13 protein-coding genes and 1 pseudogene are annotated in these 15,479 nt (G+C 39.0%); 5 read left to right on the forward strand and 9 right to left on the reverse strand.

Going from position 1 to position 15,479, the window contains the following annotated elements:
• Positions 1 to 94 (forward strand): annotated as a pseudogene (locus H5058_RS04220) (IS5/IS1182 family transposase); the annotation flags it as partial.
• Between the two features lie 36 nt (positions 95 to 130).
• Here the strand turns inward: H5058_RS04220 and H5058_RS04225 are convergent.
• From H5058_RS04225 to H5058_RS04240, 4 genes are all read right to left on the reverse strand, one after another.
• Positions 131 to 1,645 (reverse strand): SpoVR family protein, encoded by a 1,515-nt coding sequence (locus H5058_RS04225; protein WP_182677019.1) that lies wholly within the window; start codon positions 1,643 to 1,645, stop codon positions 131 to 133.
• Between the two features lie 19 nt (positions 1,646 to 1,664).
• Positions 1,665 to 2,948, reverse strand: a complete 1,284-nt coding sequence (locus H5058_RS04230; RefSeq protein ID WP_058373133.1) for a YeaH/YhbH family protein — start codon at positions 2,946 to 2,948, stop codon at positions 1,665 to 1,667.
• A 30-nt stretch (positions 2,949 to 2,978) separates the two neighbouring features.
• Entirely contained in the window at positions 2,979 to 4,901 is a 1,923-nt protein-coding gene (locus tag H5058_RS04235; protein ID WP_011327898.1) for a PrkA family serine protein kinase, read from the reverse strand.
• Between the two features lie 210 nt (positions 4,902 to 5,111).
• Complete coding sequence (locus H5058_RS04240) at positions 5,112 to 5,693, reverse strand: superoxide dismutase (RefSeq protein WP_182677021.1); 582 nt, start codon at positions 5,691 to 5,693, stop codon at positions 5,112 to 5,114.
• A gap of 267 nt (positions 5,694 to 5,960) precedes the next feature.
• Here H5058_RS04240 and H5058_RS04245 point away from each other — a divergent pair, with 267 nt between their 5' ends.
• Entirely contained in the window at positions 5,961 to 6,299 is a 339-nt protein-coding gene (locus H5058_RS04245) for a Grx4 family monothiol glutaredoxin (RefSeq protein ID WP_004335359.1), read from the forward strand.
• 680 nt (positions 6,300 to 6,979) lie between these two features.
• Here the strand turns inward: H5058_RS04245 and recN are convergent.
• From recN to nadK, 3 genes are all read right to left on the reverse strand, one after another.
• Positions 6,980 to 8,653: a DNA repair protein RecN gene (gene recN / locus H5058_RS04250; RefSeq protein WP_182677023.1), complete on the reverse strand. Its 1,674-nt coding sequence runs from the start codon at positions 8,651 to 8,653 to the stop codon at positions 6,980 to 6,982.
• 75 nt (positions 8,654 to 8,728) lie between these two features.
• Entirely contained in the window at positions 8,729 to 9,286 is a 558-nt protein-coding gene (locus H5058_RS04255) for a hypothetical protein (RefSeq protein ID WP_182677025.1), read from the reverse strand.
• A gap of 77 nt (positions 9,287 to 9,363) precedes the next feature.
• Complete coding sequence (gene nadK / locus H5058_RS04260) at positions 9,364 to 10,248, reverse strand: NAD(+) kinase (RefSeq protein ID WP_058373139.1); 885 nt, start codon at positions 10,246 to 10,248, stop codon at positions 9,364 to 9,366.
• 167 nt (positions 10,249 to 10,415) lie between these two features.
• Here nadK and H5058_RS04265 point away from each other — a divergent pair, with 167 nt between their 5' ends.
• Both H5058_RS04265 and grpE read left to right on the forward strand, forming a co-directional pair.
• Complete coding sequence (locus H5058_RS04265) at positions 10,416 to 11,381, forward strand: HrcA family transcriptional regulator (protein WP_182677027.1); 966 nt, start codon at positions 10,416 to 10,418, stop codon at positions 11,379 to 11,381.
• 57 nt (positions 11,382 to 11,438) lie between these two features.
• Complete coding sequence (grpE, locus tag H5058_RS04270; RefSeq protein WP_011327905.1) at positions 11,439 to 12,050, forward strand: nucleotide exchange factor GrpE; 612 nt, start codon at positions 11,439 to 11,441, stop codon at positions 12,048 to 12,050.
• 27 nt (positions 12,051 to 12,077) lie between these two features.
• Here the strand turns inward: grpE and H5058_RS04275 are convergent, their stop codons facing one another.
• A complete protein-coding gene (locus tag H5058_RS04275) occupies positions 12,078 to 13,280 on the reverse strand; it encodes a Bcr/CflA family efflux MFS transporter (protein ID WP_182677029.1) in 1,203 nt (400 codons plus the stop codon).
• A gap of 401 nt (positions 13,281 to 13,681) precedes the next feature.
• On the opposite strand from H5058_RS04275, the gene H5058_RS04280 reads away from it, so the two are divergent.
• A complete protein-coding gene (locus tag H5058_RS04280; RefSeq protein WP_182677031.1) occupies positions 13,682 to 14,479 on the forward strand; it encodes a M48 family metallopeptidase in 798 nt (265 codons plus the stop codon).
• Positions 14,480 to 14,603: 124 nt separating this feature from the next.
• Here H5058_RS04280 and H5058_RS04285 read toward each other — a convergent pair whose 3' ends face one another.
• Complete coding sequence (locus H5058_RS04285; protein WP_086993405.1) at positions 14,604 to 15,392, reverse strand: nucleoside-binding protein; 789 nt, start codon at positions 15,390 to 15,392, stop codon at positions 14,604 to 14,606.
• Positions 15,393 to 15,479: the final 87 nt, after the last annotated feature.

Consider the following 15,479-nt stretch of genomic DNA (forward strand, 5'->3'; position numbering starts at 1 on the left):
GATAGCCACGCGGTATGAAAAGCTTGAACGAAATTATCATTCAATGCTCGCTTTAGCATTTACTATGATGTGGCTACCAATGTGGGCTGATTGATATATGTACTACAAAGATCAACAGCCCCTAGATTATTTACTGTGTAGTGTGGCGATAATCATCTATTGGACATTGACTAAGAATAGAAACTTCACCGCTACTCGACTCTTGCTCTAGCTTTACTTTAAATCCCCATAAACGGTAAAGATGTTTAAGTACTTCATCGTGTGAGTTAGCGAGCGGAATATTATTGTGCGGCACATAACGTAATGTAAGAGATCTGTCGCCTCTAATATCAACATTATAGATTTGAATATTAGGCTCGTGATTACTTAAATTATATTGCGCCGATAACGCCTCTCTCACTGCTTTATAGCCATTATCATCATGAATAGCACCTATTTCTAAATGAGGGTTATTTGTATGATCAACAATAGTAAATAATTTAAAGTCACGGATCAGTTTAGGTGATAAAAACTGGCTTATAAAACTTTCATCTTTAAAGTTTTGCATAGCAAAGTGCAGCGTGTCGAGCCAATTACTGCCAGCATACTGCGGGAACCAGCGTTTATCTTCCTCTGTTGGCTGCTCACAAATACGGCGAATGTCTACCATCATATTGAAGCCCAGAGCATAAGGGTTTATACCCGAGTAATATTGGCTATTATAAGGTGGTTGATAAATCACATTAGTGTGGCTTTGTAAAAACTCCATCATAAATGAATCAGTCAATTTTCCTTCGTCATATAAGTGATTCAAAATAGTATAATGCCAAAATGTAGCCCAACCTTCATTCATCACCTGGGTTTGTTTTTGCGGATAAAAATATTGCGATATTTTACGTACAATCCGAATGATTTCACGCTGCCATGACTCTAGCAATGGCGCATTTTTTTCAATAAAGTATAAAATATTTTCTTGTGGCTCTTGTGGAAAATGACGCTCATGCTTTTTAGCTTCTTGTTGTTGAGCAGGAATAGTGCGCCACAACTCGTTTACTTGTGATTGTAGATAGTCTTTTCGTTCTTGCTGGCGCTTTTGTTCTTCAAATAATGAAATACGTTGCGGGCGCTTGTATCTGTCTACGCCGTAATTCATTAGCGCATGACAAGAGTCGAGCAGGGTTTCTACCTCAGTAATACCGTATTTTTCTTCGCAGCGGCTAATGTACTTTTTAGCAAACAGTAGGTAATCGATAATTGAGCCGGCGTCGGTCCAGGTTTTAAATAAGTAATTCCCTTTAAAAAAAGAATTATGCCCATAACAAGCATGCGCCATAACCAGTGCTTGCATGGGCAGGGTGTTTTCTTCCATTAAATAGGCAATACATGGATCGGAGTTAATGACGATTTCGTAGGCTAATCCCATTTGACCGCGTTTATAATTTTGCTCAGTTTGAATAAACTTTTTACCGTATGACCAATGGCTATAGCCTATAGGCATACCAACGCTAGAATAGGCATCCATCATCTGCTCAGCGGTGATCACTTCAATTTGATTAGGGTACGTGTCTAAGCGATAGTGCTGTGCAACACGGGCTATTTCATCACGGTACTGGGCCAATAACTCAAAAGTCCAATCTGGGCCATCACTTATATGTTTATCCTTCATATTTACTACCTCGCTTAGGCTATGCAGCCCCTTGCTGCTGACGACCTTTTTTAAATAGCTCTCTAAAAATAGGGTAAATATCCTCAACGCTTTGAATATGTTGTATGGCAAAATTAGCATGGCTTTGGGTTATGTCTTGATACTCGCGCCATAAACTTTGATGCGCCCGTGTGGTTATTTCTATATAGGCAAAATAGCGCACTGCGTTTAATAATTTATTACGCAAAATTTGTCCACATTGCGGTGTGTCGTCTGCCCAGTTATCACCATCAGACGCTTGCGCGGCATACACATTCCATTGTTCAGAGTTGTAGCGCTCTTTAATTATTTCGTCCATGAGTTTAAGGGCACTCGAAACAATCGTGCCGCCGGTCTCTTGGGAGTAAAAAAACTCTTGTTCGTCAACTTCTTTAGCTTGCGTGTGATGGCGAATATATACCACTTCAATGTCTTTATAGCTGCGTGTTAAAAACTGATATAGCAAAATATAAAAGCGCTTAGCCATGTCTTTTGTGGCCTGATCCATAGAGCCAGACACATCCATAATACAAAACATCACGGCTTTGCTGGTAGGGTGAGGGCGTTTTTCGTAATTACGAAAACGTAAGTCGTAATTATCAATAAAAGGCACTGCCTTAATTTGCTTTTTAATCAGTTCAATTTCACTACTTAACAGCACAATAGCAGCTTTATCAGGATGTGCTTGTGCAAGTAAAATAACTAACTGAGCTTCAAGCTCTGCTAATAAACGCTTTTTACCTGCGCTCATGGCCACGCGCCGTGCTAACGAGCCTTTGAGTGAGCGTACAATATCAATATTACTTGGCATACCATCGCTGCAAAAACCAGCGCGATGAGTTTTCATTTGTACTAGTTTGTCGAGCTGATTTTCTTGCAAGTTTGGCAGCTCTAAATCCTCAAACAATAAATCTAAATATTCATCCTTTGAAATCGAAAATACAAATTCGTCTTGGCCTTCTCCCGAGTCGCTCGCTTCACCGCCTCCTGCGCCACCACCTTGCCCACCTTTAGGGCGCTCTACTTTATCGCCAGTAGAGAACTGATCGTTCCCTGGATGTATTTGTTCTCTATTGCCGCCTTTTCCTTGATGAAATGTAGGTTCGCTAATATCGCGTTGCGGAATAGAAATACTCTCTCCCGAACTTGCGTCGGTGACACTGCGTTTATTAATCGCATCAGAAACCGCTTCTTTAATTTGTTTTTTATAGCGCCTAATAAAGCGCTGGCGATTAAGCGTGCTTTTATTCTTTGCGTTTAATCGCCTATCTATAAAATGCGCCATTAATTACCTCCTAAACTACCAATATGAAGGTTATTGCGATTTTCTAACCCGTAAATACCATTCAGATAACAACCGCACTTGTTTTTGTGTGTAGCCTTTTTCGACCATACGATTAACAAAGTCTTCGTGTTTTTGCTGATCCTCGGCAGAGGTTTTGGTATTAAACGAAATAACGGGTAGCAAATCTTCGGTATTAGAGAACATTTTTTTCTCGATCACGGTGCGCAATTTTTCGTAGCTGGTCCACAGTGGGTTTTTACCATTATGGTGCGCTCGAGCCCTAAGCACAAAGTTTACTATTTCGTTACGAAAATCTTTTGGATTAGAAATACCCGCTGGCTTTTCTATTTTTTCAAGTTCTGCATTAAGGGCATCACGGTCAAATAGTTGGCCAGTATCGGGGTCGCGATATTCTTGATCTTGAATCCAAAAGTCGGCGTAAATAACATAACGGTCAAAAATATTTTGTCCGTATTCAGAGTACGACTCTAAGTATGCGGTTTGCAGCTCCTTACCAATAAACTCCACATATTGCGGAATTAAATAGCCTTTTAAAAAGCTCAAATAACGCTCTTCGGTATCAGATGCAAACTGCTCACGCTCAATTTGTTGTTCTAACACATAAAATAAATGTACTGGATTTGCAGCAACCTCTAGGGTGTCAAAATTAAATACTCGCGATAAAATTTTAAAAGCAAAACGGGTAGAAAGTCCTGTCATACCTTCATCAACCCCAGCATAGTCTCGATACTCTTGATACGATTTAGCTTTAGGATCAGTGTCTTTTAGGGTTTCGCCGTCATACACTCGCATTTTTGAAAAAAGGCTCGAGTTTTCAGGCTCTTTTAATCGTGATAGCGTTGAAAACTGCGCTAAAATTTTAAGTGTTCCCGGGGCGCATGGCGCGTTGTACAACTCACTGTGTTGAAGTAGCTTATCGTAAATTTTAATTTCTTCGGTAACACGTAAGCAATAAGGAACCTTAACAATATATACCCGGTCTAGGAATGCCTCATTGTTTTTATTGTTTTTAAAAGTTTGCCACTCAGATTCGTTAGAGTGGGCTAGTATCATGCCGTTAAAGGGCAGAGCACTAATACCTTCAGTACCGTTGTAGTTACCCTCTTGGGTGGCTGTTAGCAGAGGATGCAGTACCTTAATAGGCGCTTTAAACATCTCAACAAACTCCATTAAGCCCTGGTTTGCTAAACATAAAGATCCAGAGTAGGCGTAAGCATCGGGATCATTTTGTGCAAAATGTTCTAGTTGGCGAATATCTACTTTACCTACTAATGCCGAAATATCTTGGTTGTTTTCATCCCCAGGCTCAGTTTTGGCAATCCCTATTTGATTTAAAATAGAAGGGTAGCGCTTAACCACTTTAAATTGACTAATGTCGCCGTTAAATTCTTTTAAGCGTTTTCCGGCCCAAGGCGACATAATAGTTTTCAAATAGCGTGGTTTAATGCCGTATTCTTGTTCAAGTAATTTAGCATCTTCAATCGGATCGAATAATGACAGCGGGTGGTCGTTTACAGGGGAGCCTTTAATAGAATAAATGGGTACTTGCTGCATCAAGTATTTCAGTTTTTCGGCAATAGATGATTTACCACCACCAACCGGACCCAATAAATAAAGAATTTGTTTACATTCTTCTAGGCCTTGAGAGGCGTGTTTTAAATAAGAAACAATTTGTTCGATGGCATCTTCCATACCATAAAAATCAGCAAAGGCAGGGTAGCGTGCTACTACACGATTAGAAAATAATCGACTTAAGCGTGCGTCTGTTGCTGTGTCTATCATTTGTGGCTCGCCAATTGCCATTAGTAGGCGCTCAGGGGCACTTGCGTAGGCAGATTTGTCGGTTTTACAAATATCTAAAAACTCAGCAATACTGTACTCTTCTTCTTGTCCAGCTTCATATCGTGCTTGGTAATGATCAAAAATCGTCATAAAGACCTCCAAAACCCACTTTAAAAATAGCTTAACTTCTTAAAGTCTAGTCACGATTTTGAATTTTTGTGCAATAAAATTAAAAATTTATATTAAAAATTATGATCTTGACTTTTTAATATAAGAGGTACTTGTACAAGGAGATGGTAATTTACCAAGCATAAAAAAAGACGCCGCAGCGTCTTTTTAAATTTAGCTTTTAAGGGCTAATTAAGCGAAGTTAGCGTTCGCGAATTCCCAGTTAACTAGCGACCAAAAACCTTTAAGGTAATCTGGACGAACGTTACGGTAATCGATGTAGTAAGCGTGTTCCCATAAATCCACAGTTAGGATTGGAGTAACACCATCATCAGTTAATGGTGTAGCAGCGTTAGAAGTGTTAACTATGTCTAGTGAACCATTAGCTAGTTTAACTAACCAAGTCCAGCTAGAACCAAAGTTATTAACTGCTTTGTCGTTTAATGCTTCTTTAAATGCATCAAAAGAGCCCCATTTAGCATTGATTGCATCAGCAACCGCGCCAGTCGGTGCACCACCGCCATTTGGCGATAAACTGTTCCAGTAGAACGTATGGTTCCAGATTTGTGCAGCGTTGTTAAACACGCCACCGTCTGATGAACATACGATTTCTTCAAGAGATTTGTTTTCAAACTCAGTGCCAGGGATCAAGCCATTAAGTTTAACAACATAAGTGTTGTGGTGTTTACCATGATGAAACTCAAGAGTTTCTTTTGAAATATGTGGCTCAAGTGCATCAATTGCATATGGTAGTGACGGTAGTTCAAATGCCATTTTTTATCTCCATCTTCTTTTAGTTAATAGTCCATTTAGTAATACGTAATGCCTGTTGGAACAGGCCAGTTATCTATACCAAACGGGAATATAGTGTTACTATAATTGTTGAGTATTCTACTCAAGTTTTAGCAAACAGCAATGCTATTGCTAAAGACTATTTCAATTGCGGCTTTATTTGCCCATTTTAAGTTATAGATCTATGGTCTCACTGAGTTATTTTCAAGGCCTTAGGTATATTAAATTATCGTCATTTTGAGGTTGTAGATGGAAACCATTGATAAAATTAAACAGCAAATTTCAGAAAACCCAATAATCCTTTTCATGAAAGGATCGCCTAAGTTGCCTAACTGTGGTTTTTCTTCACAAGCATCGCAAGCGTTAATGTCATGTGGTGAACCATTTGCATATGTTGATATTTTACTTAATCCAGACATTCGTGCTGAGCTTCCTGCTTATGCAAATTGGCCTACATTCCCACAGTTATGGGTAGATGGCGAATTAGTTGGTGGTTGTGATATTATCATCGAAATGTTTCAGCGGGGTGAATTACAACCATTAATTACTGAAACAGCAGCTAAATATAAAGAAGCTGACGCAGAATAATATCTCGATAAGCACGCTTTTTAAGGTGTATTGATACAAAATTTTGCTAAAACAATAAAACCACTTTTATAGTGGTTTTATTGTTTTTTATTAATCGTTTATTATCGATAAATTAATCATTAAAAACTTACCAGCCAAACCAAATTAGACGTGCGTAAATGCTGCAACATTAGCTTTTAGACTTAAAAAGTTGAATAGCTCAGCAATAAAACACCTACTAAAAGCCAACATCAAAGCACCACATTAAAACGCTTTACCCCACTGTAAGTACTTTATTTATTGCTTGAATAAAATGCAGGAACACTTAGTCCATAGAAAAATAATCCAAAGAGGGCCGGCCTTTTGCTTTTGCGCGTTTTAAACCTAAATAACAGGCTAAATTACATAGTAATTGCAATGTAATTATTACCCCACAACTAATAATAAAATTGTTTAAAGTGGCTGTTGTATTATTCATTATAAAAGCCAGCGTGACCAATAACTGCCAAACCAATGCTGTATTTAAATAGCGCAATAAAATCTGCTTAAAGTGAGTATGTTTAAAGGTACTCAAAATCAGAAAAACGAGGCTAACGATTAACACTAACCAGCCCGCAGTTAAACAAAAGTAGGCAACTGTATTTTGCATTTTAATCCTTAATCCTACTAATCACTTATCAAAATAAATGCACAAACTAATATTAAGCGTGTGCCATTATTAGCTCTTTAGCGTTTGCTTTTGCTGTTTTACTTATATTGTCACCCCCTAATAGGCGGGCTATTTCGTTAACTCTGCCATCTTTGTTTAAAGGCAGCATTTGGGTAAAGGTTTCTCCATTTGCTATTTCTTTAGCAACAAAAAATTGTTGATGCGCGCTACTGGCTACTTGCGGTAAATGGGTAACACAGATCACTTGGGTAGACTTACCTAATTGACGCAATAACTTACCAACAGCAGAGGCCGTTGGCCCAGAAATACCCACATCAACTTCATCAAAAATGAGGGTAGGTGTTGTGACTTTTTGCGCAATAATGACCTGAATAGCTAAACTTATACGCGACAACTCACCACCCGAAGCAACCTTTGCTAATGGTTGTAATGGTTGCCCTGGATTGGTTGACACTAAAAACGATACATTGTCGTAACCTAAGCTATTGGGTGCGCGTTCGGTTTCTTGAGTTAGGGCAATTTCAAATATGCCGTTTTCCATTGACAGGTTTGCCATGCTGTCACTAATTAAGCGGTTTAGTGTATTAGCATACTCACGGCGGCTTTGGCTTAGTTGTTCACTAGCATGTTGATAATGGCTAAGTGTGTTTTCAATTTCAGATTCTAACTGCTCTAAGCGAGAGCTGTTATTGCTAATAGACTCAAGCTCTTGGCTAATAGCTTGGTGAAACTCAACCAATGCTTGCGGTTTAATATGGTGTTTACGCGCTAAATCCATAGCGCCGCTTAATCTGTTTTCTACCTCTACTAAGCGAGCTGGGTCTAAATCGGCCTGTTCAGTGTAACTGCGTACTTCTCGGCTAGCTTCTTCTACTTGTACTGCGGCCTCTGCAAGCAATGTAGCTACACTTGCTAACGTTTCGTCATATTGTGCCAGCTCAGAAAATTGTTGCGCGCTGTGTTGCAATAACGAACAAGCATTTTGCTCATCACTTTCGTATAAATGTTGTAACTCACGTTGACACGTTTCTAAAATCGTTTGGCTATTACTTAATTTGTAATGCTCAGCTTCTATTTGTTCAAATTCACCTTCTTGTAGGGCAAACTCGTTAAGCTCTGCTACTTGGTACTCTAATAGTTGTTTTTGCGCAGCTTGTTGCTGCTGTTGTTGTTGTAAGTGCTTAAATTCTTTTTGTAAATTAGCAAATTGCTTATAGCTTTGGCTAACGTCACTGACCAAGTTATGATGTCCAGCATAGGCATCTAGTAGCTGCAGTTGATGCTCGGCTTTTAACAAGTGTTGGTGGGCATGTTGCCCATGAATCGAAATTAAATACTGGCCAAGCTCTTTTAGTTGCGCTGCTGTTACAGCACTGCCATTAATATAGCTTTTGCTGCGGCCATTTTTACATACCACGCGGCGCAATAAACATTCGTTATCGGCGTTGCTCAACATATGTTGTTCTAAAAAAGCATGAGCGAGGGGCAAATTACTTAAATCAAATTGCGCGCATACTTCTGCTTTATCTGTGTTTGGGCGCACAGCAGAGGCTTCGGCGCGCTCGCCTAAGCATAGCGAAAGGGCATCAATAGCAATCGACTTACCCGCACCCGTTTCACCGGTAATTGCGGTCATGCCGTTTTGCCACTCTGTACTTAAATTACTTACAATTGCGAAGTTTTTAATTTCTAAACCAATTAACATACTGTTTATCCATCCAGTCAATTAACTGTTAATTTATACAGTGTTTTGATTTTTTGCAAATTAAATTTTTATGACTTACGCAATTTCTTTATCTTGAATAATTTTAGAGTGGCTATTAATGTCGCTTATTTCGTCAGCATTATTAATATTATCAGCGAGTTGTTCTATGTCTTCTGTTTTAATATTAACAATAAGAGCGGGTAAAATAGTTTGATAAAAAGTCTTGTTATATAAAATACCTTGCATGGGAAGTTCTGCTACAAAGTACTGTATGTTATCGACTAAATTTTGTGAGTAGTTGCTTTGATAAGTTTTAATTAACTCGTTCGACAGTACATTAATAAGTAAATCGGCAGTGCTTTCTAACTGGTTTAGGTTTTCATCTGTGTGAGCTTGCACCACAAAAAAATTACTTACAATTGCTTGTATACGTGGCAGGTATTTGGGGCGGATAAGCTTAGCGTCAAGTAACTCATTGAGCTTTAGCTTTAAGCGAGTATTAACTTGTGATACTCGAACATTAAAAAGCTTTTTTTTCGCTTCGATGGCTTTTTTGCGGTTATTTTCAACAATTAAATAACTAGCTAATAATGTAATTAATAATAATAAAGCAAAAAAAACAATATAAGTCATTGCCGCACAATCCTGATTTGGTTAGCTATTTTATAAAAAATATATTTTGATCTAAAGCACGATACTTAGCAATAGAATTAGTATAAACGACTGCCCCAATTGAGCTTTTGGCGTAATACGTTGTAATAAGAGTAATTTTTAGGATGAATAAGGCGCAGCTTTTTATCGGCTTTTTTAATGACTACCTCATCACCGGGTAGAACGGCGAGCACCACATGGCTGTCGCAGCTAACTTGCAAGCTATCGGTGTTTTCAAGGCTTAGTTTTAAGCGTACTTCGTTATCGGCATCAACTACCAGCGGACGGCTCGATAAAGTATGTGGAAACATAGGCACTAGCGCTATTGCGTTAAGCTCAGGAGTAAGGATAGGGCCGCCCCCTGATAGTGAATAAGCAGTTGAGCCGGTAGGGGTAGATACAATAAGTCCATCTGAGCGCTGAGAAAACACAAAATCGTTATTTATAAAGGCTTCAAACTCAATCATGTGTGCTACTTTGTCGGCATGTAAAACGGCTTCGTTTACAGCAGAGTTAGCACTTTTAAGCTCGTTATGACGATACACTTCTACTTCAAGTAAGAAGCGCTTTTCTTCAATATACTCGCCGCTGAGTACCTGCTCTAAACTGGCTTCAAAACCCTCGGGGTTTAAATCGGTTAAAAACCCAAGGTTGCCTCGGTTTACACCTATAACGGCTATATCAAAGCGTGCTAATACACGCGCTGCGCCAAGCATATTGCCATCGCCACCTACTACAATGGCTAAATCAGCTTGTTCACCTAAGTCGACCAGTTTAACTAACTTATTTTTGGGTATATCAATAAGTTGGCTTCCTGTACGTTTTTCTACAATAACTGCAAAACCAAGCGCAAGTAAAAATGTATGCAGGCGTTGTAAGGTTGCCGCCGCATCTGGATGATTTGGTTTACCAATAAGGCCGATAGTGCGAAAAGGAGAATCCATAATAAATACACAGCAAGTTTTAATATTTGTAGAGTAACCTAAAACAGAAGTGTTTGAAAATACAGATCGTTAGCAATACTGCCATGAATTAATCCTGCAGCTCATTAATTTAGGTGTCGTATAGCTAATCACTTGAAATTAAGAAGCTCTGCCCCGATATAAAGCACATGAGACAAGATGCAGTAACCATGAAACTAAACCCACGAGATCAACAAATTTTTGCGGCTGTAATGAGCACGTATTGTAATGGTGAGGGTTTACCTGTGCCATCAACAAAAATTGCCAAGCTAAAAGGTATGGCAGTTTGCTCAGCTACAGTACGTAATGCCATGGCACGTTTAGAAAAAGTGGGTTTGCTCTATTCACCTCACACATCAGCGGGGCGCGTGCCAACAGACTACGGATTTGATTATTGGTTTGAGGAATTCTTTGCACTCGCCGACATAGCTAATTACTGGCAACCTGCGCAAACACAATTAGTTGAATTAGCGCATGGTTTAAGTCAGCGTTATCAGGTGTGTTGTTGTGTTGGTTTGCCACAAGTACGCTCGCAACAAGTATTTAGAGTGGAAGTGCTCGATTTTGATTCCACGGATTGGTTAATCTTATTAATAGACAGAGCAGGGCAAAGTCATAACATTTGTATTAATAAGCCCGATGACGCAAGTGATAATGTGCGTTATCAGTTTGCCACGTGGTTAAATACGGTATTTAGCCAACAAACCTTAATAGAAGGCTTGTACCGTATGCAGGCAATGGCTAATACTGCGCCGCGTAACTGTCATGATTCACTAAACCAATGGACGCGTGAACTAAGCCAAAAGCTTGGATCTGATAATAGTATTGTGGTTGGTGAAAACTATTTGTATAAACAAATAGATTGCGAGCAAAGCCTAAACATTGGGGTGTCTTTTTTAAATTTTGTTGAAGACAAGCTAGTATTTAAAAATGGGGTGTCGGTACTTAATACTGAAAACCTACCTTTTTCAGAGTGTAACGAATTGATTGTGATTAGCTTGCCGTACTTTCAAAATCAAGAATATCAGAGTCGTTTTTGTGTAATTTGTCCAAAATCAGCGCCAATCGAAAAAATAATCCAAGAATTTAAATCAATTGAGACATCTAACTCTTGAATCTTTTAATTCAATCCCCATAATTACCGCAGTTGTAAAGAATTGGAGCACATATTTATGTCTGAGCAGAGACAAAACCCAGAACAAGAAGTAGAACTAAACGAAGACCTAGCAAAAATGGAAGCTGACGTTGAAGCCGCAGTACAAGCAGCAGAAGAACACGCAGAGCAAGAGCAAAGCCCTGAAGCCGAAATTGCAATGTTATATGCAGAGCTTGAAGTAGCAAAGCAAACAATAGCAGATCAAAAAGACGGTGTAGTTCGCGCCGCTGCTGATGTTGAAAACATGCGTCGTCGTGCAGCACAAGATGTAGAAAAAGCACATAAATTTGCACTAGAGAAGTTTGCTAACGAATTACTCCCGGTTATTGATAACTTAGAGCGCGCAATTGAGTTTTCTGATAAAGAAAACGAAACGCTAAAACCTGTGCTTGAAGGTATTAGCATGACGGTAAAAAGCTTTAACGACGCTGTTGCAAAATTTGGCGTTGAAATTGTTAACCCACAAGGTGAGCAGTTTAATCCAGAATTTCATCAAGCTATGTCAATTCAGCCAAGCAACGATGTATCGCCAAATACTGTATTAGCGGTAATGCAAAAAGGCTACACCTTAAACGGACGTTTATTGCGCCCAGCTATGGTTATGGTATCTAAAGCAGCTGACGCTTAAGTTGTTATTAATGATTTAAAAAATGCCTCAATTTGAGGCATTTTTTTTGCTATTTAAATAGTGAACCAATTGCACTAAAACAGTTAGTATTACAGCACCAAACATCAAGCTTGAAAAAGGCACGGCACTTTTAGCATGTAGTATAGCTAATAGGGGGCCGACCAAAGCACCGCTACCAAAGCGTAACGTACCAATAACTGCGGTTGCTGTGCCTGTATTTGCTTCAAACTTCATTAAAATAAGTGAGTCAGCATTACTGGCTATTATGCCTAAGCTCATCATAAGTGGTGCAATAGCACCAACAATAAAGTAAAGCGACAGCTGCATAATACTAAAAGTAAGTAACGCAGCGCCCGAAAGTAAGCCAAATATTAATCCGTAGTAGAGCATTTTACGAGAGCCAATTCGCGGCACAATACGAGTATTTAAAAAATTCCCAAACATGAGTGCTATAACGTTAAATGCAAACAAAATGCCAAATAACTGCTCTGATACTTTAAATAAGTCTAAATATACAAACGGTACTGAGGTTAAAAAACAAAAAAATCCAAACGATACAAACATAGAGCTTAAAATGTCGGCACGTGCATCTTTGTTACTCAGTATTATTTTATAACTATTAAAAAATAATGGCAGCCCTTTAAGGTCATTTTTAAAAATAGGAATGTCGATTAAATACACATGCACAAAAGCTAAAATAATAAAGCTGTAGGCCGCTAAAATTAAAAAGATGGTAGACCAAACAGAAAACCCTAAAATAAGCGAACCAATTGAAGGTGCAAGTAATGGCGCTACCATCATAATCATCGATACATAAGACATACCTTTGGCGGTGTTTTTTTGGTAAATATGCCTAATTATCCCAGGAACTACCACGGTTGCCGCTGCACCGGTAAATGCCTGTACGGTACGCAAGACCCAAAATGCATATATATCGGTAGTAAAGGCAAGTGCTAATGACGTTATACCAAATAAAGTTAAGCCAATTTTAGCCAATTTACGGCGACCAATTTGATCGGCAATAGGGCCAAAAAATAACATCCCTAATGCATAGCCCGCTAAATAAATACTTAACGATATTTGTACGTTAGGCATACTGGTTTGTAAGTCGCCTGCAATAACTAACATTGCCGGTAAATACATATCAATAGCTAAAGGCGTAATTGCCACAATACTAGCTAGTAAAGGCAATAAAATACGGGTGTTAAAAGACGAAGCCGATGCAGGCATGTATAAACTCAATCATTACTAAACAGGATGTATAGTGTAACAGGGCATGCTGATTGGATAAACTTAGTTTGCCTGCTAAGTTAATTGTAATGAGTAAATAACCTGAGATCCGGATAATAAACCTATCTCGAGCAGCTATTTTCAGCGCTAACTGCGTTGAATTTACTTGCAATAGGCCAGCTATTGACGCGTAAATTTGCCTTATTTTCACTGAAAATCTCTGGCTAGAGAAAATAAAATTAAATATAACTATGATTCAATACGTTAGTAAATCTCTTAACCAGAGTTCAGGTTAAATAAACAACAAAATTTTATTGTTACTTGCTAAAAAGCAATTATTTTAAACTGCGGTGGTATTTGCTATTCTAGCGCTAACAAAAAATATGATTTGAGGGAATATAATGAAAAAACTCGTGATAGCTATATTAGCTACTGCAGTGCTGGCTGGCTGTAAAACATCACCAACAGGGCGCACCCAAATTGCGCTTTATTCTGATCAACAAATGAGTGAAATGGGCACAGCCAGTTTTGCTGAGATGAAAAAAAATCAGCCAATCAATAAAAATCCACAAACTAACGCGTATGTAAATTGTATTGCCGAGCAAGTAGTGGCTGTTTTACCTAAGCAGTACGCTTCGCAAAAATGGGAAGTAGTGGTATTTGAAGACGACTCAGCGAATGCGTTTGCATTGCCAGGCGGTTACATTGGTGTGCATACGGGGCTGCTAAAAGTGGCTACTAACCAAGACCAAGTGGCTACAGTGCTTGGCCATGAAGTAGGGCATGTAATTGCAGAGCATTCGAACGAGCGTGTATCGCAAAGCTCAATGCTACAAACCGGCATGCAAATTGGCGGTGCAGCTCTTGAAATGGGTAATGTTGGGTATCGTAACGAAATTATGCAGGGTTTGGGCTTGGGTGCACAATACGGTGTTGTATTGCCGTTTAGTCGTTCGCACGAATCAGAAGCTGACGAAATCGGCTTGGATTTAATGGCGCAAGCTGGTTTTGATCCAAAAGAGTCAGTTACTTTATGGCAAAATATGAGTAAAGCGGGTGGTGGCGCAACACCTGAGTTTTTATCAACTCACCCAGCACCAGCAAGCCGCATTAAAGACTTGCAAGCACAAATGAGCCAAGCTTTAGGTGAGCAAAAAACAGCAAGAGCACAGGGTAAAAAACCACAATGTAAGCTGTAATTTAGTTTAACTACAAATAAAAACCCTGTAAGTAATTTACTTACAGGGTTTTTATATTCAGTGCTAATCTTTATTTATTGAGTAAAGAGCTATTAGGGAGTCAATATAAGACCCTAGTTAAAGCTTAAAAAGTCCACTCAACATGAAGTTGTGGTACCGATTCTGTAACATTAGTGCCAAATTTGTTATGCCAATATTGCCACTCCATCCCTAGCAACAGAGTGTTTTCTTTCATTTCAAGGGCATGGCCTAAATCCCAGGTAATAATAGGCTGCGCTAAAAACCACGCACGCACATCTTGACCAAATTCATTTTCACGCTCAGCAATGTACTCAACATGGCCCTTTACATTAAACTTTTGCGTGCCGATCATAAAAGGGTAATCAAACGCAACATCAAACATCCAGCTATTAGTTTCTATAGGTGCACCACCTTTTGCTACGCCTTCACTGTCATCAATGTAGGCAGTTACCAATGTCTGAAAAAAGTTAAAACCAGGTACATCCCAGCTTAATTTAACACCCGGTAAATATTTCATTACCTTGGCGTCTCCTGCTACGTTAATACCGGCGGTTAAACCAACATCAATTAACGCGCCCGAACCAATCTGTTGGCCGGTAATAGCCGATAGGCTAACGGTTGAATACCATTCGCCATAAAAATCACGGTCTTGAAAGCCATCTTCAAGGTCGTCTTTACTGTAATCAATAAAGAAAAAGTTATCGCCGTAATCATAACCAGATGCATGCTGAATAGAATACACAGCGGTATCTGACTCTTGCTCTGTAAATGGGTTTGTTTGTTCGCCATAATTAATGTGTAGAGCAGTGCTGCTCCAGTTAGCAGCAATAGCAGAGGTAGATAAAGCGCAAGTGCTTAAACATAAAGCGGGAAGTAATTTTTTTAGTTTCATAATAATAATTAGTGTGACACGCGGGAGCGCTAGTATAAGCAAAGGGAGGTGGTTTGTTAATTATTATATTACACGTTGTAGCTTAAT

This window comes from Pseudoalteromonas sp. SR45-4, from assembly GCF_014163535.1.
Taxonomy (GTDB): domain Bacteria; phylum Pseudomonadota; class Gammaproteobacteria; order Enterobacterales; family Alteromonadaceae; genus Pseudoalteromonas; species Pseudoalteromonas nigrifaciens.

Coding starts and splice junctions, on each gene's coding strand:
- H5058_RS04225 (WP_182677019.1), bottom strand. CDS start 1,645: ATGAAGGATAAACATATAAGTGATGGCCCAGATTGGACTTTTGAGTTA.
- H5058_RS04230 (WP_058373133.1), bottom strand. CDS start 2,948: ATGGCGCATTTTATAGATAGGCGATTAAACGCAAAGAATAAAAGCACG.
- H5058_RS04235 (WP_011327898.1), bottom strand. CDS start 4,901: ATGACGATTTTTGATCATTACCAAGCACGATATGAAGCTGGACAAGAA.
- H5058_RS04240 (WP_182677021.1), bottom strand. CDS start 5,693: ATGGCATTTGAACTACCGTCACTACCATATGCAATTGATGCACTTGAG.
- H5058_RS04245 (WP_004335359.1), top strand. CDS start 5,961: ATGGAAACCATTGATAAAATTAAACAGCAAATTTCAGAAAACCCAATA.
- recN (WP_182677023.1), bottom strand. CDS start 8,653: ATGTTAATTGGTTTAGAAATTAAAAACTTCGCAATTGTAAGTAATTTA.
- H5058_RS04255 (WP_182677025.1), bottom strand. CDS start 9,286: ATGACTTATATTGTTTTTTTTGCTTTATTATTATTAATTACATTATTA.
- nadK (WP_058373139.1), bottom strand. CDS start 10,248: ATGGATTCTCCTTTTCGCACTATCGGCCTTATTGGTAAACCAAATCAT.
- H5058_RS04265 (WP_182677027.1), top strand. CDS start 10,416: ATGAGACAAGATGCAGTAACCATGAAACTAAACCCACGAGATCAACAA.
- grpE (WP_011327905.1), top strand. CDS start 11,439: ATGTCTGAGCAGAGACAAAACCCAGAACAAGAAGTAGAACTAAACGAA.
- H5058_RS04275 (WP_182677029.1), bottom strand. CDS start 13,280: ATGCCTGCATCGGCTTCGTCTTTTAACACCCGTATTTTATTGCCTTTA.
- H5058_RS04280 (WP_182677031.1), top strand. CDS start 13,682: ATGAAAAAACTCGTGATAGCTATATTAGCTACTGCAGTGCTGGCTGGC.
- H5058_RS04285 (WP_086993405.1), bottom strand. CDS start 15,392: ATGAAACTAAAAAAATTACTTCCCGCTTTATGTTTAAGCACTTGCGCT.